Here is a 20265-nt window from a genome sequence, read left to right as displayed (position 1 = left end):
GCCTGGTGAAAATAGCCAGGCTGGTTTTTCTTAAAAATCATAACAAAAAACCTCAATGTAAAATTGAGGAAACCGGATTGATGCAAAATAAGCATCTCAAGCTAGTTATAAATGACTATATAAAATGATATAGGAATAAAAAGCATCAAAAATAAATATCCGTACCAAATAGAACGAGATGATATCCTCACAAGAAGCGTAATACCTATCTCACTATCTGGTTGACGACTTGTGCCACGCGTACATTTTTCTAAGGATGCTTAAGCTATCTACCGTTTCAGCAACCTTAAGCCGCTGTGATACACGTTGCGTGTTAGGATATAAATCATCAACTTTATTTTTTTTAGCCGGATTAGTATTAATCTCAACATTGAGTTCTTTTCCAAGAAGATCGCCAATCATCTTCACAAGCTCAATATGACTTATTGAATATGCACTACCCAGATTGTAGACATCACCATCTCCTCCTTTTACCAGAGCAGTGAGTGTCCACCACGCCGCATCACTACCGTATAAATAACTTCTGCGAACATTACCATCGCCATGGATACGAACGGTTGAACCATTGAGCGCATCTCTCATAAAGTTATTAATCGCCCACGGCAGATCAAGCTCATGGTAAGGCCCAGCCAAAGTAAATGGTCGAACGGTAGAAATAGGTAAACGATGCTGATTACGGTAGATAGTCGCTAATGTTTCAGAGGCACGTTTGGCTTCGGCATACACACCGTGCAATTCGCCGGAACGCTGCATAAATGCATCATCTTCCGATGTTGCTCCAGAACGATCGGGTTGACCATTTACCAGACATGAACTGACATTGACCATCCGAATAAGCGAACCAAGCTTGGTCGCCGCTTCCAGACAATTTGCAGTCCCTGTGACGGTAGTTTCATAAACTCTCAGAGGATCTGAGGAATGAACCCGCGTATTAGGGATACCTGCAGCATGAATAATAAAATTCGTTGCCTTTGAAAATTCAAAAGGCGATCTGACATCCTGACTATAAATATTGATATCCGATCTTGCAGCCAAATGAGGCAATCGTCTCGCCCACTCCTGCACTCGAGTCGCATAGATATCTAACGTAATGCCCGCATTATATTCATCGTTCAGTGCCGATATCATTTCCGCAATCCAGGTACCGAGGAATCCGGTTCCGCCGGTTATGCTGATATGCTTTCCAGCTAATACCTTTCTTACGTCTTCAGCCCCAGCACAGGCAAGCAAGCAATCTGAACGACATTCTGACAATGATGATGTTTTCATTATTATTGTCCCTTTTCAACGGAGTTTTCATTACGTTTGGCAAGATCCCGCGCAACTTCGTAAATCAAGCTTTCCTGGCCTGCAACCGCTTTACGTTCACCCAGCCCAAAAAAGATATCTCTGGGATCAACATTGTAATCTTTCGCAGCTTTTGCCACAGGTTTGGCAAATCCTGAAAATACGCCGGCAAGACCACTTACAATCGATAAAGGCGATATTGACGGTGCGACAGGGTTAAATCCTTTTTCAGCAATATCGGCTGCATCCAGAATTTTATAGAGATCGATACCTGTTTCGTAACCCAAGCGTTCAAACACGGCAACCAAGACTTCCAGTTGAGTATTCCCAGCGCCAGCGCCGAATCCACGAATAGTTCCGTCAATAATTGTTGCACCTTCCTGCACTGCAACCACCGAGTTAATGACTGACATACCCAGATTATTATGACCGTGAAAACCGACAGGTACGGTTAGTCCATTGACCAGCGTCGAAATACGCTCTTTCACATCATCAGGGAAATACGCCCCAGCCGAATCCATGATGACAATCGCTTCTGCGCCATAGGACTCCATCTTTCTGGCTTCTTCTAAAAGAACCGCAGGAGAAGTCATATGGCTCATCATCAAGATCCCCCATGCCTCTTTGCCCGAATTTCTGACAAAGTGAATGTGACGATCGGTAATATCAGCTTCAGTACAATGCGATGCAACACGGAATAAATCGACGCCAAGCTCCAGAGCTCGGGTCAGATCTTTCTTGATGGTGCAAAACCCAGGGATCAGGTGGATCGCCATACGAGACTTGTGTAAGTGCTCACGCGATATGGTAAAAATATCTTCATCACTCAACAAGCATTCGCCAACAAGCATTGACGAGGCGCCCAAGCCATTACCGTGACCGACTTCCACAACCGGAACATTGGCAGCCTCAGCCGCCTGACAATAAGCGGCAAAGCTTTCACGCGTCAGTTGATGTCTTACAGCATGATTACCATCACGGAGAGTTGGATCACATAATAGAATTTTCTTCGCCATCGTCTTATTTCCCATATCTCAATGAAGAAATCATTTCCGTTACAGCAATCGCCGCACAATTAATAATATCAAGGTTGCCAGCGTATTGTGGCAGGTAGTCGCCATTACCCATGACTTTAACCGTAGTGACAACACGGTTGCCATCAAGTGTTGGCGGCAGCACTAGCTGATATCCAGGTACGTAGCGTTTTAGCCGTTCAACCATTTCTCTTACCGCGGCATCAATTGCAGCAATATTTGGGCGATCTATTTTTGCGTAAATCGTCGTCTGCATATCAATCGGTGGCACCGCAGGGTTCAATATCAGAATGGCTTTCGCCCGATGAGCCCCAGTGAACTGCTTAAGCGCTTTTTCTGTCGTATCAATATATTCATCCAGATTTGCACGCGTGGCTGGCCCTGCACTCCGAGAGGCAATGCTTGATGCCACTTCGATATATTCAAACTCAGGATGAACGGACGAAATCGCATTAGCAATGGGAATCGAGGATTGTCCCCCACAGGTGACCATATTGATATTTCGATTACCTGACGCCAATATCTCTTCAGCATTAATCGCAGGAATGCAGAAACCACCGACCTTGGCAGGCGTCATATCAATAACGGTTTTATCAAGCGGTTCCAGCTCACGCCAGTGCTCAATATGAGCTTGAGCGGAAGTTGCATCAAAAACGACATCGCAAATAGAAGGATCGTCCAGAATAGCCTGAATCCCGCGATCTGAAATGTGTACCCCGAGCTCATTTGCTCGTTTCATGCCGGCAGAGTTGAAGTTTCTTCCGGCAAAAATTGTGCATGTAAGCGATTCAGAACGCATAGTTTTGATTAGCAAATCAGTACCAATGTTACCGCTACCAATAATGCCAACACGTACTTTTTTATTTAGATTTGTCATCTATTAGTCTCTACTGAATTTTTCTCTCTAGACTGTTTTCTGGAGACCTAAAATAGCGTTGGTCTCCTCGATGATGGTTTCAAGAGATGAATACTCTGGCAGATAGCCAAACTTGGCAGCTCTTTTGTTCTTTGAGTAGTAGCAGGGTTTAATACCCGTCGCATTAATAGACATATTCGATTCCTTAACGCGATAGGATAAACCGAATGTCTTTTTCATTTCGTCAAGTAATGTAGCTTTGTCCACTGGTTGCCGACTATAACAATCCAAGGAGATATTCATCGGCGGCGTATTGAGCACACGTTCAACCAGTTGATAAAAATCCTTAGGATGCATAAAATCGCGATAAATCATATCGGATGAGGTGATCAACTCCGTACCGGACTGAATCGCTCTGACGATATCGGTAATGAAGAAACGCGCCTCTAAGTCTTGGGTCCGACTAAAGACATTGAATACACGCAAATCAACGATGGCATACTCTTTTAACGAACGGTGTCTGCATTCAGCATGCAGTTTTGCTACCGAATAATATTCTTGTGGAAGCAGATTATTAATATTAATCGTTGATGGTGTGTCGGCGTCCGCAGGTTCTAAAAATGATGAACCATAGGCCGCACCACTGGATAAGAATAGATAGCGACGATCGGGATGTTTTTTTAGCTCGTTAAGCACTAACTCATCATAATGCAGCGTAATATCGAAGATACTTCCCCCCATAGCAGCAGCTTTAGAGGGATCGCCAATACCAACGAAGTTAATGACCACATCATGATCAATATTGGGATATTCTTCGTATTGATTCACGCTACAGCGTGATGTTATGCCATTTTCAGCAAGCCACGACTGTGTCTGCTGAGGTGTTCGGCCAAAGAGAATCAAATCGTGCTGGCTATAAACATAGATAGAACGAATAAGATCTTTAGCTATTTGGCTGGTACACCCGAGAATCGCAATATGCATGGTAATTAATCCTCTAAGATAGCCGCTGACATTTCCTTTTCAATAACATCGTCAGGTAAAGCAGGCTGCATCTCATGAATAGGAGTTGACACCATTCTTCCATCTGGCAAGCGTTTAGACGCAACGGTAGGAATAATACGCTGATTCTTCATTGTGATGACTTCAACAAGCACCGGTCCATCTATTTCCAATGCTTCTTTAATTGTATTGCATATCTCTTCGTTCGTTTTACAGCAGAGGTAAGGAAGTTCATAGCTCTTGGCCAAAGACTCCATCGCCGGAATAAATACGCCCGATGCATAATCGGCACCGACGATTAATCCCTGGAAGAAATCCCTGTGCGTATTACGCATAGAGACATAGCCAGAATTGTTAATAACAAACAATTTGACGTTGCGCTGCTCCATTCGCATGGTGGCAAGTTCGTGTACGTTTGTCATCAGCGAACCATCACCTGTGACACAAACAATCGGGCGATTACGATCGAGAAGTGAGCATCCATTTGCTGCAGGCAGCGCATAGCCCATGGCACCGAGTGAACCAGAGGAGATAAATCGCTGTCCGTCTTTTAAACGAATCGCCTGCCCCGTCACATAAAATGCCGACCCGGCATCGGATACCACGCAAGCATTCTCAGGTAACAGTTGCGATAGTATTTCAGCAAAATCATAGAAATTAGCGCCGTCTTCCTCGTGCTGATGTGGTTCCGCATGCACAGGGTAACGTGTTTTCCAGCTATGGCAGCATGCGCGCCATTTTTCAGAAGCGTGTGGCGTAATAAAAGGTTTAATGCTCTCAATGAATTCGGCTACGCCAGCCCTGACTTTCAGATTGACATTAATCTGCTCTCTTTCCAGCACGGCATCATCGAGATCAATTTGTATTTTCGTCGCCGTAGGGGCAAATAGTTTATTTTCCCAACCCGTTGTTTGCCCGTGCAGACTCGTACCAAGCGATAAAATAACGTCAGCAGTTTGGACGGCAAAGTTACCGGCTCTATCACCTTTGGGGCCAGAGTGCCCTACAAATAACGGATGTTCATAATACATAACATCCTTGCCCAGTTGGGTCGTCACAACAGGAATTTTCCATTCCTCAATGAGCTTTCTGAACGCTTCCGATGCATTTGCTACCCGAACGCCCACGCCTGCTAATATAACCGGTCGCTTAGCTCCCGATACCGCCGCAATAATTTGTTGAATCTCATTCTCTGACGGTGCAAGTGCAGTAGGCTCTTCGTCGATAAACCCTTGCAGGGTTTCAGGATCAATCAACGCACCCTGAATATCCAACGGGATATCAAGTAAAACAGGCCCAGGTCGACCCGATGTCGCTTCGTGTATTGCTTTTTCAAGATGATATTTAATCGTGCTCGCATCAGTCAGCATGTGGCTATATTTAGTCACGCTTTCCATGATGGGTACGGTATTCACTTCAAATGTACCAAACTGACGCAATCCTTTTATGCCAGACATCGCAATGGTTTGTGTACTTTTACTTTGGCCCGTAATAAAAAGCGCCGGAGAACTATCTTGCCACGCGCCAACAACGCCAGTAAGGATGTTGGTTGCACCCGGCCCTGCGGTTGCGTAGCAGACGCCTAATTTACCAGAAAGACGAGCATACGCATCAGCAGCAATAGCAGATGCCTGCTCATGGTGGCTGCAAACATAGTGCATACCTTCACATCGAGCCAGGGCATCAACCATATGCATCATGCCCCCACCGTTCAATAGAAATACGGTGTCAACACCGATATTACGAAGGTGCTGAACAATAAAATCTGCCACTCGCATTTTCATGATTTCCTCTTATATATTTTTTATATTGAGCTTGAAGGTGTCTACGGCGGCAGACATCGCTTGTCTAATTAATGATGTGTCGACGCCATATACGAGCACATTGGCACCTAAATTAATGGCTGATGTAATTTCACTTTCATTACGAACCATCACGCCAGCCGCTTTCCCTGAATTTCGAATAGTTTTAACCGTTTCATCCACTATTTTAACTAACTCAGGGTGAAGCGTATTACCGTTATACCCAAGAGAAATTGAAAGGTCATAAACGCCGACATAGATCATATCAAGATCTTCAATCGAGCATATTTCATTAATTTCTTTAAGAGAAAGCGCGTTCTCAACAATAATTGAAGTAAGACCGAACGTATTGGCTAATTTACCATTTTGATTGCTAGATGCATTAGCATAGCCGCCTGCCCGAGTGAACGGATTATAACCTCTTGTTCCGCTGGGCGAAAACTTAGTCATTTCAACGGCCATTCTAGCTTGTTGCTCACCTAATACTTGAGGAACAATAATTCCGTGACTTCCCAAATCCAATGCCCATTGTACCGCGGAAGCATTCATGCCAGGCACGCGGACTATCGGAGAAGCACCAGCTACCTCAGTAGCCCGAATACAAGCCTCAAGCGCTTCTACGCCATAAATACCATGTTCCATATCCAGTATTAAAAAATCGATACCTGAACTTGATAAAATTTCAACGACGGTAGGAGATGATACAATAGACCAAATCCCCATAACGGGCTGGCCTGCGGCAAGCTTTTGCTTTATTGGGTTAAGCTGTTTCATCGTATTTATATTTTCAGTAAGTGTAGTATTTTAATACTATAGAGTGGCTGGACTGTGGCAATATGACGTTATGGCTTATTAGTAAGGGAGTCATTTTGCACAATTACATTGTGATTTTAAAAATTATTTTTAGATGAACTTATTTAATAAGCGGATAGCGATATACAAAGCAATCCGCTTATTCTTTATTTCAATTAAAAATTCAACCCAAAGAATTCTTCAAATTTTCCGATCACAAAATCAAGATGTTCAGTATCTAATCCCGGATAAATGCCGATCCAGAAAGTCTGATTCATGATACGGTCAGTATTGGTTAATTCACCAACAACACGATATTTCACGCCTTCAAAGTAAGGCTGACGAGTCAGGTTACCCGCAAACAACAAACGTGTGCCAATTTTCGCATCGTCCAAGAATTTAACCAGATCGATACGATTAATACCGCTTTCTTCTTTAAGGGTAATCGGGAAACCGAACCATGATGGCTCAGAATTTGGCGTAGCTTCAGGTAACTCAATGAACTCTTCGCATGATGCAAGACCTGCTTTCAGGTATTCAAAATTGGCATTACGCTTCGCCACGAAATCCGGCAAGCGATCCATTTGCGCCAGGCCACATGCAGCTTGCATATCCGAGATTTTGAGGTTGTACCCGACATGTGAATAGGTATATTTATGGTCATAGCCAAAAGGCAGGGAACCTAATTTCTGGCCGAATCGATTATTACAGGTGTTATCACAACCCGGTTCACAGTAGCAATCACGTCCCCAATCGCGGAAAGATTCAGTGATCGTTCTCAATTCAGATGAATTAGTAAAGACTGCACCACCTTCGCCCATCGTAATATGGTGTGCGGGGTAGAAACTCACGGTAGCAATGTCACCAAATGTGCCAACGATCTGGCCATTGTATTTAGCGCCCAACGCATCGCAGCAGTCTTCAATCAGCCAGAGGTTGTATTTATCAGCAATTCTCTTAACTTCAGATAAATCAAATACATTACCCAGAGTATGCGCGATCATAATTGCACGGGTTTTGTCGCTAATTGCCGCTTCAATTTTGCTGGGGTCGATATTGTAAGTTGGAATATGAACATCAACAAAAACAGGAATCAGGCCATACTGAATTGATGGGTTAACCGTGGTTGGAAACCCTGCAGCAACAGTAATCACTTCGTCACCCGCCTTTAACGCACGATCGCCCAGTTTCGGGGATGTCAGCGTAGCCAGAGCCAGAAGGTTAGCGGCAGAACCTGATACTGTCGTCAGGACATGTTTTACACCAAGGAATTCACCCAAACGGCGTTCAAATTCACGGTTAAAACGCCCTGTTGTCAGCCAGCCATCCAGACAAGCATCAACCATCATTTTTATTTCTGGAGCACCGATCACTTTGCCCGCAGGAGGGATGACACTTTCACCGGCCAAAAATACTTTGGAGGCAAAAGCCTGGTTAGCATATTGCTCGACCAGTTTAGCGATGTCTTCTCTTAGGTTTTGGGTGCTCATCAATAGTGACCTTTATCGTTTTGAGTTTTCATATAATCATGTATTTCATTTAGCGTAATCTGATGCATATCCGCACCAGCTAACCAGGCTTTGTGCCACGTGACAATGCGGTTCAGCGTCTCGTCAAGCCGCCATACTGGTGCCCAATTCAAACGCATTTTAGCCTTGGAACAATCTAGCTTCAGATAGTGTGCCTCGTGGGGATGTTCACCATCATCCAGAATCCATGATGCATCGTCGCCCCACGCACCAACCATCTTCTCAACAATCCATTGAACCGGTTGAGCATCTTCATCTAGCGGCCCAAAGTTCCAAGCCTCAGCATACTCTGTACCGTTTAGATAAAGCGCCTGCGCGGCACAGAGATATCCAGACAGGGGCTCAAGTACATGCTGCCAAGGGCGGATCGCGTGCGGATTGCGAATCAAGACAGGACGTTGCTCTTCAAACGCCTTAAGGATATCGGGAATAAGACGATCGAGGGCCCAGTCACCACCGCCGATCACATTACCTGCTCTGACAGAAGCCAGCGCACAACCATGTTCGTGATATTTATCAGCATTAAAGTATGACTGTCGATACGCAGCGGCAACTAACTCAGCACAGCCTTTGCTGTTACTGTAAGGGTCATAACCGCCCATGGGCTCGTTCTCACGATATCCCCAGACCCACTCTTTATTTTCGTAGCATTTATCACTGGTAATATTGACTACCGCTTTAACGCCACCGATTTTACGCACCGCTTCCAGCAAATGCACGGTACCCATGACATTCGTAGCGTAAGTATCGACAGGAATATCGTATGAAAGCCTGACAAGCGGCTGAGCCGCCATATGGAAAACAATTTCAGGACCGAATGCTCTGATACTTTCTTCCATTTTCTGGTAATCACGGATATCCCCAATTTCACTGGACATCCCTTCGTCAACACATGCGGCTTGGTAGATAGACGGCTCGGTAGGCGGTTGCAACGCATACCCTTTTACTTCTGCCCCCATGCTCTGTAGCCACAGGCATAACCAACTACCTTTGAAGCCAGTATGCCCTGTTACGAAGACCTTTTTTCCTTGCCAAAATGCTGAATTTACCACGCTGCTTACTCCCATTTTTTCCAAGGAGCTTCACCATTTTGCCAAAGTTCATCAAGAAGCATTTTGTCTCTCAACGTATCCATTGGCTGCCAGAAACCCGTGTACTCATAAGCCATCAATTCGCCCTGCGCGGCCAGGGTCATCAGCGGTGATTGTTCCCAAACGCTGCTGTCACCATCAATCAAATCCAACACCTTAGGTGACAGAACAAAGAAGCCGCCATTAATCAAGGCGCCATCACCTTTTGGCTTTTCTTTAAAACTTTTCACCTGTCCCTGAGATAATTCCAGAGCTCCGAAACGACCAGGTGGTAACGTCGCAGTTAATGTGGCAAGTTTGCCATGACGCTTATGGAAGGCAATCGTATCTTGAATATCGATTCCACAGACACCGTCACCGTAGGTAAAGCAAAAACACTCGTCATCTTTAACATATTCAGCAACGCGGCGTAGACGACCTCCGGTCATGGAGTGCTCGCCTGTATCTACAAGCGTAACTTTCCAAGGTTCTGCGCGTTTTTGAAGCACCGTCATTTCATTATCCTTCATATTGAAGGTAATATCAGACATATGTAGGAAATAATTCGCAAAATACTCTTTAATAACGTATCCCTTATACCCACAGCATATAATAAATTCATTTATGCCATGATAAGAATACATTTTCATGATATGCCATAAAATAGGTTTCCCACCAATTTCAACCATGGGCTTAGGTTTAGTAACCGTTTCTTCACTCAGTCTGGTACCTAACCCACCTGCAAGTATCACCGCTTTCATGGAACGCTCCTAGTTGGTCCCTACTCTTTAATTTTTTGCCATATACTGATGACAAATAATACATTCGATATATCTTTCTTAACCACTTTATGATTCAACCAGATACCACAAAGGCATCTGAATAAAAATTAGCGGCAGGAAGCCCTTTTTCAATCAATAACGCTTTTGCCGACTCAATCATTGATTGGCTTCCACAGGCATAGACACTGGCGGTGTTCAAATCACCAATATCAGCGACGACAAACTCCTGAACATAACCGTATCTTCCATCCCAACCCTCTTCAGGTTGAGACAAAACCAGACTGCACTTTACATTAGCGTGTTGGCTTTCCCATAGCTCAACAGAAGGATCATAGAACAAACTGCTTTTTCTATTTCCCCAATAAATATAAATATCTCGTTGAGTACCCTTATTAAGCAGGTCAGTAACAATCGACTTTATCGGTGCAAATCCAGTACCCGTTGCCAGAAATATTATTGGTCCAGAGCTTTCATTATTTCGATAAAAAAAGGTACCTTTTGGCCCTTCGAGCTGCATTAGTTGGTTAGCGGATAAATTACCAAATACCTTGCTACTCATGGCACCATTTTCTACACGCTTTAAATGAAGCTCAATTTTACTATTATTCTGCGGAATAGAGGCAATGGAGTAACTTCTGGTTATTCCTTGATACTTCAGATCAAGATATTGCCCAGGCAAGAATGTAAGGTTAGCTGTAGGTGGTAAACGCAGCGTAATAATTACAATATCCTCATGAGGATAGTCGATAGAATCGACCTTGCACGGTGCGGTTTTACTTTTAATATTCGCTAACTCAGGATAGTACTCCGCCTCTAGGGTCATATCGCAGTCAGGCTTTACCTGACAAGTCAAAATGGTAGTAAGGATTTCACCTTGAGGACTAAGAATATGGGCTTCACAAGCGTTACACGAACCATTTTTACAGCTATGTTCCAGAACAATGCCTTGATCTATTGCTGAATCTAAAATTGTTTTTTCTGATCCACATTCAAAAACAACACCAGAAGGCATTAATGTGATTTTATTCGTCATAATGGAAGCCAACTATTATTTATACTTTCGGCTAAATTAAGTTAGTCGATTTAGCACTAATTACAAATCTGAAACATGCCCATTGATATTATCTTCTCAATGTCTATTTCATTTGAGAAATCACTAATACGCGCCATCTCTTTTTAAAACAACATTAATCGTCTTAAATAAAATGGCGATATCATTCCATAGTGACCAATTTTTTACATACCACGCATCAAAGTACACCCGGGTGTCATAATCAACATCATTTCTGCCGCTGACCTGCCATAGCCCAGTCATTCCTGGTTTTGCCATGAGATAATAGTCGACATCACCGGCATAACGTTCCAGCTCTTGCTCAACAATAGGACGAGGACCAACCAAGCTCATCTCCCCTTTCAACACATTGAACAACTGAGGGAGCTCATCTAAGCTGGTCTTCCTAATGAAATTCCCTACCTTGGTGATTCTGGGATCGTTTTTTAACTTAAAATCTTTTTCCCACTCGGCTCTTGCTTCGGGATCTTTGTCGAGTAATTCCTGCAACACTTCCTGAGAGTTGACGATCATTGAACGGAACTTTAAGCATTTAAATTTTTTCGCATTACGCCCAACACGTTCATGCCCATATATGGCAGGGCCGCCATCTTTAGAAATCAAGAAAGCTAAGAATAGCAACAAGGGTGATGCCACAAAAATAATAGAGATAGAACCCACAATATCAAATGTTCTTTTTACTATTCGTGACGTCCTTTTAGCCAGATTGTTACTGACTCGCAGGATCATGACTTCATGGCTAAAAATGAAAGACATCTCAGTTCCATATAATGGAACGCCGCGCAACGTTGGAATGACAGAGACAGAACGACATTTCTTTTTAGCTAGTGACTTTAACCAGTAATCCCTCAGGTCATAATCTTCAGCGTCAACAGCGACAATAAATTGCGTTTCTTCAGAACAGCACTGTTCCCAAAGTTCATCTTCTGAAGAGAGAACGGGAACATTAAAAATCTGCCTATCGTCATTTTTCTTAGTTGAAAAAAACGCAACTATGCTAAAACCGAGAATTTCTTCGCTTTGTAAAGCAGCATAGGCATCTCTGGCATTTTTACCGTTTCCAATAATGACCGTTTGCTTTTTCCAAAGATTCAGTTTGTCTAAAACACGTTTAGTTAACGAGCGCCCCAGAGGGACGAGTACAAGCGCGAAAATCCACGTTAGCACCCAAACATATCGGGAGAAATCCCATTTCGAAAACGCAACAAATGCCAAATCTAATATGGAAAAAATGACTAACGTTCTTAAAATTTCCTTTAACTCGAACCAGAACGGCTTACGATAAGAGTAATGTCTTAATCTGACCCAAAACCAACTGACACAAATAACAGAAAGAACAACATGTGAAATAAATCTGGCAAAAAATTCATTTTCTGGAATGAAAGAATAAATATTAAAACCAAAAAAACCAATCAGAATAAAAGTAAGAATTAATGAAATATTAAAAAAGAAAAAATCCGAAAAAGCTAATGAGAATTTTATTCTATTTATTTTTCTAAAATTTAAAAATGAATGCATGATTATTACACACCTTAGCAATTGCTAATGATTCATTAATTAATAAGTTTGAAAATCAACAAACGCCTTAGCGTTTAAAATGCTTTAGGTAACATCATTTTAGTGGATTTATTATATTCGATATAAATATTGAGAGTGGGGAGCAGGCAAGTAACCCTATAAAAGAGCTACTTGCCATAGTAAGAACGATACTCTTATTTAATGAGACTATTTATCTGATTTATATTCATATGAATAATAATCATAGTTGCCGTAGCTATAGTAGCTAGCCGCACGTTTTACAATGGCATTCAGAATAACACCTTTAATCTCTGTACCATTCTGCTCAAAGCGGCGGATACTCACTTCAATTTCTTTCAGTGTATTCACCTCAAAACGAGCAACCAGAAGTGAAGTTCCAGCATGTCTACTAATCACAGCAGCATCGGTTACAGCAAGAATCGGCGGTGTATCCAGCAATACAATGTCGTAGTTCTTGGTCGCCCAATCAATAAATTGTGAAAAGCGGCTATGCATCAACAATTCCGAAGGGTTAGGCGGGATTTGTCCACGAGGGATAAAATCCATGTTTTCTACGGCAGTTTTACGAATACTTTTATCTGTCGTTATTTGCCCAGACAAGATATCGGAAAGCCCGTCTGTACCCTGACATCCCATCAGTTCGTGAGCGTAGCCTTTACGCATATCACAGTCGACAATCAGTACGCGCTGTCCTGACTGAGCGATTACAGCACCCAGGTTTGCACTAACGAATGTCTTACCAATTGCAGGGCTGGCACCAGAGATCATCAGCACATTGTTTTTTGCTTCCATCATGGCGAAGTGCAAGCTGGTACGTAAGCTTCTGATAGCTTCGATTGCAAGGTCTGCTGGATTCCCAACGGCAAGCAATTCTGTAGAGCGTGTATTACCTCTTTTACCCTTACCCAGCAGTGCTCGGTCTTTCTTCTGTTGCCAGGCTGACAAAGGCACACTTGCATATACGCTAATACCCAATTCAGCAAGCTGTTCAGGGCTTTCAATACCCTTATGCAATATGGTTCTAATAAGAACAAATGATACAGAAAGCAGTCCGCCTAGTATGATAGATAATAAAACGATAAATACTTTTTCAGGCTTAACAGGTCTGAGCTGTACAACTGCACTATCAATGATACGAACGTTACCGACAGTACTAGCTTTATTAATGCTTAATTCCTGCTGCTTGTTTAGCAACTGCATATATACTTCTTGGCCAGCTTTAACATCTCGAGTTAACCGAATAATTTCTTGTTGAGTCTTCGGCATTGCTCCAACTCGTTTATTGATTTTTTCCTTCTCTTCTTCGAGTGTTTTACGCTTTTCTAATAATGCACGATAAGCAGGGTGCTCTTTTGTATAAAGTTTCGATATTTCGGCTTCTTTAAATGTTAATTCATTTAATTGTGCCTCTAAAGCAACCATTGTTTCTAAAACGGATTTAGCTTCTAATGATAAATCCACTGATTCATTTTTCTGTCGAAAAATATTCAGCTTATTATCAGCTTCATCTAATATACTTCTTACGTTAGGTAATTGTTCTTTTAAGAATTCAAGACTGCGTCCTGATTCTTCAGACTTACGTTCGACATTCTGTTGTAAATAATTTTCACTGATACTATTAAGTATTTTATTGGTGAGGATCGGGTCTTCACCTTCAAGGCTCAATGCTAATACGCCCGTATCTTTTCCTCTATCAGCAACAGTCAATGTTTTTAGTATATTGTTAATTGCTGTTAACTGATTAAGTTTCTTTATGCTAAATGTTGTTCCTTCATCGGCAGCAATATCACTAATCAATAACGTCATCCCATCATGACGTTCTAACCTGCCGACCTGCCCTTCAAATCGAACTGCATCGCCAGCAGATATACTATAATTTTTATTATCGGTAACCGTTAAAATGATAGGTTCATCTTTCCAGGAATCAGGAACTTCCAGACGAGAGACAGCAAGCACTCCTTTCGTGGCGCCTGTCAATCTGGCAATCCCTTTACCAAAGAAAGGAAAATAATTTTGCTGAACATTGATATCCAGCGCTAAGTCATTAACCGTCTTCCCAATTATCATTCGAGAAGTTATTAGCTCTACCTCTGCAGCCGATTCTGGCTTAGCGTCTGGTAGCATGCTTGTTATATCGTTAATTAGCTTATTACTACTATTTTTCTCTACCTGAACCAAGGCATCCGCTTTATATATCGGTGTTGCCAGCGTAGCGTAGAGAATGCCAAATATTAAAAATATTGCCGTTACACCGATTATTAGCCATCTGTTATCTAATAATGTCCCTAATAAACGACCTAAATCAATCTCATCCGCATTGGTATCGGCGGTTTTTACTGAAATTTTCTCTGCCATGGGTTTCCCTGACTTGTTAACGGCTTAGTACCTGCACCCATTTCTGGGCAGACTGCTCAAGTTGTGAATAGACAAATTCAAAAGCTTCGCGGCTCTTTCGATAAGGATCCGCTATCTCTTGTTGTTCCAGCCAACGACCGAATAGCATGGTCTTACCACGAACCTCAGGAGCAATACGGCATACAGCCTCAATATGCTCTTTCTCCATAACCAAAATGAGGTCGTATTGCCGACACAATGCAGAAGTTAGCTGTTGTGCAACATGTCCTTCAAGAGAAAGATCGTGCTTATTTGCAACGTCAGTTGCCATAGCATCTGCAGGTTTCCCCACCAGCGCCCCTACCCCTGCGGACGCCACTTTTTTTGCAGGTAACACCTGTTTTAGCAATCTCTCCCCGGTAGGGGAACGACAAATGTTACCTACACAGACAACCAATATCGAATCAAACATAATTATCTCTATGGCCAGGTACGAACACGCAAGCTACCTTCGCTGAGATCGTTGAAAGCAGAAATAGTAGGTGCGAGCTGTGAAATCAAACGGTTCCAACGAGCAATTGGTGCAGCAGTCACATAAACCACATCATAAGGTTGCAGTTGGAATTCTGCCCCCATAACAAGAGACGTCGCATCAGCAGCATTGAGCTGATAGATATCTGCCAACTTCGGCCCCTGTGTTCCTCTCAGTGGGCGAATGACAAAGACACCCGTCGCATCAGCCAACGTTTGGTCCATACCTTCGGCGTTACCTAAAGCTTCCGTCAACGTCATGCCACTGCGGTCCATTTTAAGCGTGCTTTGCTTTTTGACTTCGCCCATTACGAACACTTTCAGGTCGTCATTACGTGGTATATAGAGGATGTCACTAGGATAAAGGAGATGGTTTTGAGACAGGTCACCATTTTGCATTAGCGCCTGAAGAGAGATTCTTTTTTCCTGACCGTTATGGGTCAGAATAATATTGCGCCAATCAGCATTACTGCTCAATCCACCAGCGTTGTTGATGGCATCCAAAACAGTGAGAGGCACATTAGTGATAGGTTGTTGTCCTGATTTATCAACTTCCCCTGTTACATACGCTTTTTGCGAACGAAACGCGGCAATGCTGACATCAACCTGTGGAGATTCAATATACGTTGCCAAACGACCCATGACTTCATCACGGACTTCTGTCACCGTCTTACCTGCAACTTTGACCTTGCCGATGTACGGATAGAAGATTGTACCGTCGGAATGTACCCAGTTACCGGTATCAGCAGCGGTACGGTATGTACCAGCAGGCGTGGTCAATTCAGGGTGATCCCACACAGTGACCATGATGACATCGCCAACGCCAATGCGATATTCATACTGTTGTAGTTCGCGTTCCAATGCAGGGTTAGTCTGTGCGATTAATGGCTTGACGCGCATTTTATCGACTAAATAAGGCGTAAGAGGATAAACATTCACCAGTTTATCAATATTGAAATCAGCGTCTTGCTGCTCGATAACCTCTTTGCCACTCGTCGAAAGATGACTTCCGGGAATTATTGTACAGCCGCTAAGAAAGGCTATAGACACGACTAGCGGTGCCAATTTTAACTTGTGCTTTATCATCCTGTTATTCCATCACTCTTAATTCAAAATTGCGCAAATCCCTACAAAATATCAAATGATTATAGAGAATATTTATTCAACTGAACCCGCAGTCTAGCGTATAAAAAGTCTGTAATTTGTCGCTTAGCGACGCTGAGCGGTGCGATTTGACAGCTTAGCCACCAGCCTGTCTGAATGCGTTCGCCGCCCCAACTGCAGTACTTTTCCTATACGCGGTATAAAATAGAAATAACCGATAAACGTTACAAAAAACAGGCTCAACATCATGGACTGGCTCACGTTATTACGATCGCTGATGATACCCACGGCAGCCAGCAGCAATGCCGCAAACGTAATGACCATCAACGACTGCCGCGAGGTTAGTCCTGAAGACATCAATATGTGGTGAAGATGGCCTCTATCCGCTTTAAACGGACTATCACCTCTCAAAAACCGCCGCAGCATGATAGCAATCATGTCGATCAAGGGGAGCGCAATTAACCAAAGTGCCGTCACTGGATGCATTACTGCTGTCTCTCCCTGAGAAGCAAGAACCAGCAACCAAAGTACGGTAAATCCTATAACGGTGCTACCCGCATCCCCCATAAAAACCTTAAATTTTTTTCCCAACGGAATACCAAGATTAAGAAAAAGATAAGGTAGCGTAGCCGCCATCATGCATAGGCTCCAGAGCCCTAGCTGACGTTCGCCTCCAGAATAGAATAAGAAAAACAGCGAACAAAAAGCGATGCAGGAAAGCGAGCCCAGTAAACCATCAATCCCATCGATCATATTAAAAGCGTTGATAGCACCACATACGGCAAACAGTGTAATGACGTACCCGAATCCCCCTAAAAGAAGCTCATGCCCAAATAAAACATTTCCCAAGGATGAAAGGTATAAACCGGAATACATCATCAAACCACCTACCATCGTTTGAACAGCAAATCGGGGCAAAACAGGAAGGTCAAAACGGTCATCAATTACACCAATAACCAAGAGCAACGTGGCGCAAACCATGTATAGAGAGAAATCAGGAAGCCAATCAGAATGAAGTATAAATAAAATGCAGAGGGCGCAATAAATCGACACGCCCCCAACAAGGGGAATATTTCCACGGTGTTTTTTCCGCGCGCACGGCTTATCCACCAATCCGATGATGGTTGCTACTTTTCTAGCCAGAAACAGCGCGGCGAATGCGCTTAAAAATACAACGATGAAATCTTGCATTTTTGCACCATCATCAACCGTTAAATGTTCTGCATCAGGCACGCTACCGCCCTTGGCTCATAGCTACCAATGCACTGTTAAATCACGTGTGAAACCCATTTACTGAATTAAACATTCAGCCCGCAAGCCATCCGCTGTGTATCAACCTTTTTTTGTTCGCAAATGCATGAATGCCGCTAACCAATTATTAATAATCACTATTTTTATTTATAAACCCACACTATCGCTGCAGAGACTCCTTTTTCACCCCAATAGTATTGACGACGAAGTGAAGAGTACAAGAGTAAGATGTTCAAGGACGAGCTTTTCAGAATAAGACTACGCATACACTTTCTCTAACGCATCGTCAGTCTAAAAGGCATCTTGGGAGGAAGCTATCGGGTGCAGATAAAAAATCATAGCAAAAACCAGATCCTCCCTGTCGTAAAAATCCTGTTAAAAAAGGCATATGCATTCTATGCGTTGTCTACCAACACTATCAAACATTAACGCGCCTTATCCCGCTCATAATCCTGAAAATCTTGCCTATCGATGCTTTTTCACACTGTTTCCAGTAGCTCACCACACGACATTAAGTAATAACTAGCCACCACGTAAAAGCGGGATGCAACACGAGTAAATTGACTACCTACTGGCTTACTGACCTCGTCAAAGTAAAGAATATCCCTGCAAATTCTGGTTCATCTGTGCACGCCCTGATACGCTATCGGGGTTATGTTCATTTAAAGGTGAAAAAATAGATATGGAGTGGATCGCTGATCCAACGATATGGGCCGGGTTGGCCACGCTGGTTGTCCTGGAACTGGTTCTGGGCATTGATAATCTTATCTTCATTGCCATTCTGGCTGAGAAATTACCAAAAGAACAACGCGATAAAGCCAGAGTCGTCGGCCTGCTGCTTGCCCTGATTATGCGGCTGGGCTTGCTGGCGTCTATTTCCTGGCTGGTATCGTTGACGACCCCCCTCTTCACGTTCCTTGAACATACCTTCAGCGCTCGAGATGTCATCATGCTGATTGGTGGGCTATTTCTACTCTTTAAAGCCACCATGGAGCTCAACGAGCGTCTCGAAGGAAAGGATGAAGATCAGCAAGCCCAACGTAAAGGGGCACGTTTCTGGCCGGTAGTCGCTCAGATAGTGGTGCTGGATGCGATATTCTCGCTGGATTCCGTGATCACCGCCGTCGGCATGACAGACCATCTGCTGGTCATGATGTCCGCCGTGACGATTGCCATCCTCCTGATGCTGCTGGCCAGCAAGCCACTGACCCGTTTTGTCGCGGAACACCCGACCATCGTTATCCTGTGTCTCAGCTTCCTGCTGATGATTGGTTTCAGCCTAGTGGCGGACGCCTTTGGTTACCACATCCCCAAAGGCTATCTCTACGCTGCGATAGGTTTCTCGGTACTGATCGAGATGTTAAATCAGGTTTCCCTGTTTAACCGCCGACGCTTTCTTTCTTCTACGGTTCCGCTACGCCAGCGTACCGCAGAGGTTGTTTTGCGTATTTTGCGCGGCAATCATGAAGAAGCCGAGCTGGATAATCAAACCTCGTCGATGATTGCCGACAACACCCGGGCAGGCCGGGAGGTTTTCAATATCCAGGAACGCCGGATGATAAAGCGGGTATTGGGGCTGGCACAGCGAACCATCAGCAGCATTATGACGTCGCGGCATGATATCGAGTCGGTTGAGCTGGATATTACGCAGGATGCGCTTGCTAAGCTGTTAACGACCAACCAGCATTCTCGGCTCGTGGTCACCGACAGCAATACCTCTGACGAGCCGCTCGGCATCATAAATGTTGCCGATTTACTACAGCAGCAGCTAAATCGCGAGCCGTTTAACCCACGCATTCTGATCCGTCAGCCGCTGGTGTTCCCCGAGCAACTCTCGCTTTTGCAGGCGTTAGAACAGTTTAGAGAAGGAAGGACACATTTTGCGTTTGTCGTTGATGAGTTTGGTTCAATGGAAGGGATTGTCACATTAAGCGACGTGATGGAAACCATCGCAGGTAACCTACCGCGCGAAGGTGAAGATCGCGATGCGCGCCACAGCGTTCAGCAAAATGACGACGGCAGTTGGACCGTAAACGGCTATATTCCGCTGGAAGATCTGACGATGTATGTTCCGCTGACGCTGGATGAAAAACGCGAATACTATACGTTGGCAGGGCTGCTGATGGAGCACACGCAGCGGGTTCCGCAAGTGGGCGATACATTATCAATCGATAACTATCAGTTCACTATTCTGGCGGTGGAAAGCCATCGCATCGTGGAAGTCCGCATCACACCGAACGACGAACCACAGACTGATTTTGAAGTGTGATGACAACGATG

At 43.8% G+C, this 20265-nt stretch carries 16 protein-coding genes; 1 reads left to right on the top strand and 15 read right to left on the bottom strand.

Translation table 11 applies throughout. The features are described 5' to 3' along the window. Window positions 1–213 precede the first annotated feature (213 nt). From DCX48_20840 to wecA, 15 genes are all read right to left on the bottom strand, one after another. Window positions 214–1269, bottom strand: coding sequence for an SDR family oxidoreductase (locus DCX48_20840; protein QXE16745.1), 1056 nt, complete (start codon window positions 1267–1269; stop codon window positions 214–216). A gap of 2 nt (window positions 1270–1271) precedes the next feature. Further along, window positions 1272–2303 (bottom strand): 4-hydroxy-2-oxovalerate aldolase, encoded by a 1032-nt coding sequence (gene dmpG, locus DCX48_20835; protein ID QXE16744.1) that lies wholly within the window; start codon window positions 2301–2303, stop codon window positions 1272–1274. Between the two features lie 4 nt (window positions 2304–2307). Continuing rightward, a complete protein-coding gene (locus DCX48_20830; protein ID QXE16743.1) occupies window positions 2308–3198 on the bottom strand; it encodes an acetaldehyde dehydrogenase (acetylating) in 891 nt (296 codons plus the stop codon). Window positions 3199–3225: 27 nt separating this feature from the next. Beyond that, window positions 3226–4161, bottom strand: coding sequence for an NAD(P)-dependent oxidoreductase (locus DCX48_20825; protein QXE16742.1), 936 nt, complete (start codon window positions 4159–4161; stop codon window positions 3226–3228). Window positions 4162–4166: 5 nt separating this feature from the next. Continuing rightward, the gene (locus DCX48_20820) at window positions 4167–5963 is read right to left on the bottom strand and encodes a thiamine pyrophosphate-binding protein (GenBank protein QXE16741.1); all 1797 of its coding nucleotides are present in this window, start codon (window positions 5961–5963) and stop codon (window positions 4167–4169) included. A gap of 9 nt (window positions 5964–5972) precedes the next feature. Continuing rightward, window positions 5973–6755: a hypothetical protein gene (locus DCX48_20815; protein ID QXE16740.1), complete on the bottom strand. Its 783-nt coding sequence runs from the start codon at window positions 6753–6755 to the stop codon at window positions 5973–5975. A 194-nt stretch (window positions 6756–6949) separates the two neighbouring features. Continuing rightward, on the bottom strand, window positions 6950–8263 hold the full coding sequence (gene rfbH / locus DCX48_20810; protein ID QXE16739.1) for a lipopolysaccharide biosynthesis protein RfbH: 1314 nt from the start codon (window positions 8261–8263) through the stop codon (window positions 6950–6952). Next, window positions 8263–9354 carry a CDP-glucose 4,6-dehydratase gene (gene rfbG, locus DCX48_20805; protein ID QXE17332.1) on the bottom strand — a complete coding sequence of 364 codons (1092 nt, stop codon included), beginning with the start codon at window positions 9352–9354 and terminating at the stop codon, window positions 8263–8265. The genes rfbH and rfbG overlap by 1 nt, the downstream gene beginning before the upstream one ends. A 5-nt stretch (window positions 9355–9359) precedes the next feature. Further along, window positions 9360–10133, bottom strand: coding sequence for a glucose-1-phosphate cytidylyltransferase (rfbF, locus tag DCX48_20800; protein QXE16738.1), 774 nt, complete (start codon window positions 10131–10133; stop codon window positions 9360–9362). A 94-nt stretch (window positions 10134–10227) separates the two neighbouring features. Further along, window positions 10228–11187, bottom strand: a complete 960-nt coding sequence (locus DCX48_20795) for a CDP-6-deoxy-delta-3,4-glucoseen reductase (protein ID QXE16737.1) — start codon at window positions 11185–11187, stop codon at window positions 10228–10230. Window positions 11188–11310: 123 nt separating this feature from the next. Beyond that, entirely contained in the window at window positions 11311–12744 is a 1434-nt protein-coding gene (gene wbaP, locus DCX48_20790) for an undecaprenyl-phosphate galactose phosphotransferase WbaP (protein ID QXE16736.1), read from the bottom strand. A gap of 207 nt (window positions 12745–12951) precedes the next feature. Further along, the gene (locus DCX48_20785; GenBank protein ID QXE16735.1) at window positions 12952–15120 is read right to left on the bottom strand and encodes a tyrosine-protein kinase Wzc; all 2169 of its coding nucleotides are present in this window, start codon (window positions 15118–15120) and stop codon (window positions 12952–12954) included. A gap of 16 nt (window positions 15121–15136) precedes the next feature. After that, a complete protein-coding gene (locus DCX48_20780; GenBank protein ID QXE16734.1) occupies window positions 15137–15571 on the bottom strand; it encodes a protein tyrosine phosphatase in 435 nt (144 codons plus the stop codon). A gap of 8 nt (window positions 15572–15579) precedes the next feature. Next, window positions 15580–16716 carry a polysaccharide export protein gene (locus DCX48_20775; protein ID QXE16733.1) on the bottom strand — a complete coding sequence of 379 codons (1137 nt, stop codon included), beginning with the start codon at window positions 16714–16716 and terminating at the stop codon, window positions 15580–15582. A 123-nt stretch (window positions 16717–16839) separates the two neighbouring features. Beyond that, the gene (wecA, locus tag DCX48_20770; GenBank protein QXE17331.1) at window positions 16840–17925 is read right to left on the bottom strand and encodes an undecaprenyl-phosphate alpha-N-acetylglucosaminyl 1-phosphate transferase; all 1086 of its coding nucleotides are present in this window, start codon (window positions 17923–17925) and stop codon (window positions 16840–16842) included. Window positions 17926–18667: 742 nt separating this feature from the next. Here wecA and DCX48_20765 point away from each other — a divergent pair. Beyond that, window positions 18668–20254 (top strand): TerC family protein, encoded by a 1587-nt coding sequence (locus DCX48_20765; protein QXE16732.1) that lies wholly within the window; start codon window positions 18668–18670, stop codon window positions 20252–20254. Window positions 20255–20265 lie beyond the last annotated feature (11 nt).

The organism is Pectobacterium atrosepticum (assembly GCA_019056595.1).
Lineage (GTDB): Bacteria > Pseudomonadota > Gammaproteobacteria > Enterobacterales > Enterobacteriaceae > Pectobacterium > Pectobacterium atrosepticum.
The sequence above is the reverse complement of the archived record's forward strand: the minus strand, read 5'-3'. Positions and strand labels throughout refer to the sequence as shown.

Coding starts and splice junctions, on each gene's coding strand:
- DCX48_20830 (QXE16743.1), bottom strand. CDS start 3,198: ATGACAAATCTAAATAAAAAAGTACGTGTTGGCATTATTGGTAGCGGT.
- DCX48_20820 (QXE16741.1), bottom strand. CDS start 5,963: ATGAAAATGCGAGTGGCAGATTTTATTGTTCAGCACCTTCGTAATATC.
- rfbH (QXE16739.1), bottom strand. CDS start 8,263: ATGAGCACCCAAAACCTAAGAGAAGACATCGCTAAACTGGTCGAGCAA.
- DCX48_20780 (QXE16734.1), bottom strand. CDS start 15,571: ATGTTTGATTCGATATTGGTTGTCTGTGTAGGTAACATTTGTCGTTCC.
- DCX48_20785 (QXE16735.1), bottom strand. CDS start 15,120: ATGGCAGAGAAAATTTCAGTAAAAACCGCCGATACCAATGCGGATGAG.
- DCX48_20825 (QXE16742.1), bottom strand. CDS start 4,161: ATGCATATTGCGATTCTCGGGTGTACCAGCCAAATAGCTAAAGATCTT.
- DCX48_20775 (QXE16733.1), bottom strand. CDS start 16,716: ATGATAAAGCACAAGTTAAAATTGGCACCGCTAGTCGTGTCTATAGCC.
- DCX48_20815 (QXE16740.1), bottom strand. CDS start 6,755: ATGAAACAGCTTAACCCAATAAAGCAAAAGCTTGCCGCAGGCCAGCCC.
- DCX48_20795 (QXE16737.1), bottom strand. CDS start 11,187: ATGACGAATAAAATCACATTAATGCCTTCTGGTGTTGTTTTTGAATGT.
- dmpG (QXE16744.1), bottom strand. CDS start 2,303: ATGGCGAAGAAAATTCTATTATGTGATCCAACTCTCCGTGATGGTAAT.
- DCX48_20765 (QXE16732.1), top strand. CDS start 18,668: ATGGAGTGGATCGCTGATCCAACGATATGGGCCGGGTTGGCCACGCTG.
- wecA (QXE17331.1), bottom strand. CDS start 17,925: ATGCAAGATTTCATCGTTGTATTTTTAAGCGCATTCGCCGCGCTGTTT.
- rfbF (QXE16738.1), bottom strand. CDS start 10,133: ATGAAAGCGGTGATACTTGCAGGTGGGTTAGGTACCAGACTGAGTGAA.
- DCX48_20840 (QXE16745.1), bottom strand. CDS start 1,269: ATGAAAACATCATCATTGTCAGAATGTCGTTCAGATTGCTTGCTTGCC.
- wbaP (QXE16736.1), bottom strand. CDS start 12,744: ATGCATTCATTTTTAAATTTTAGAAAAATAAATAGAATAAAATTCTCA.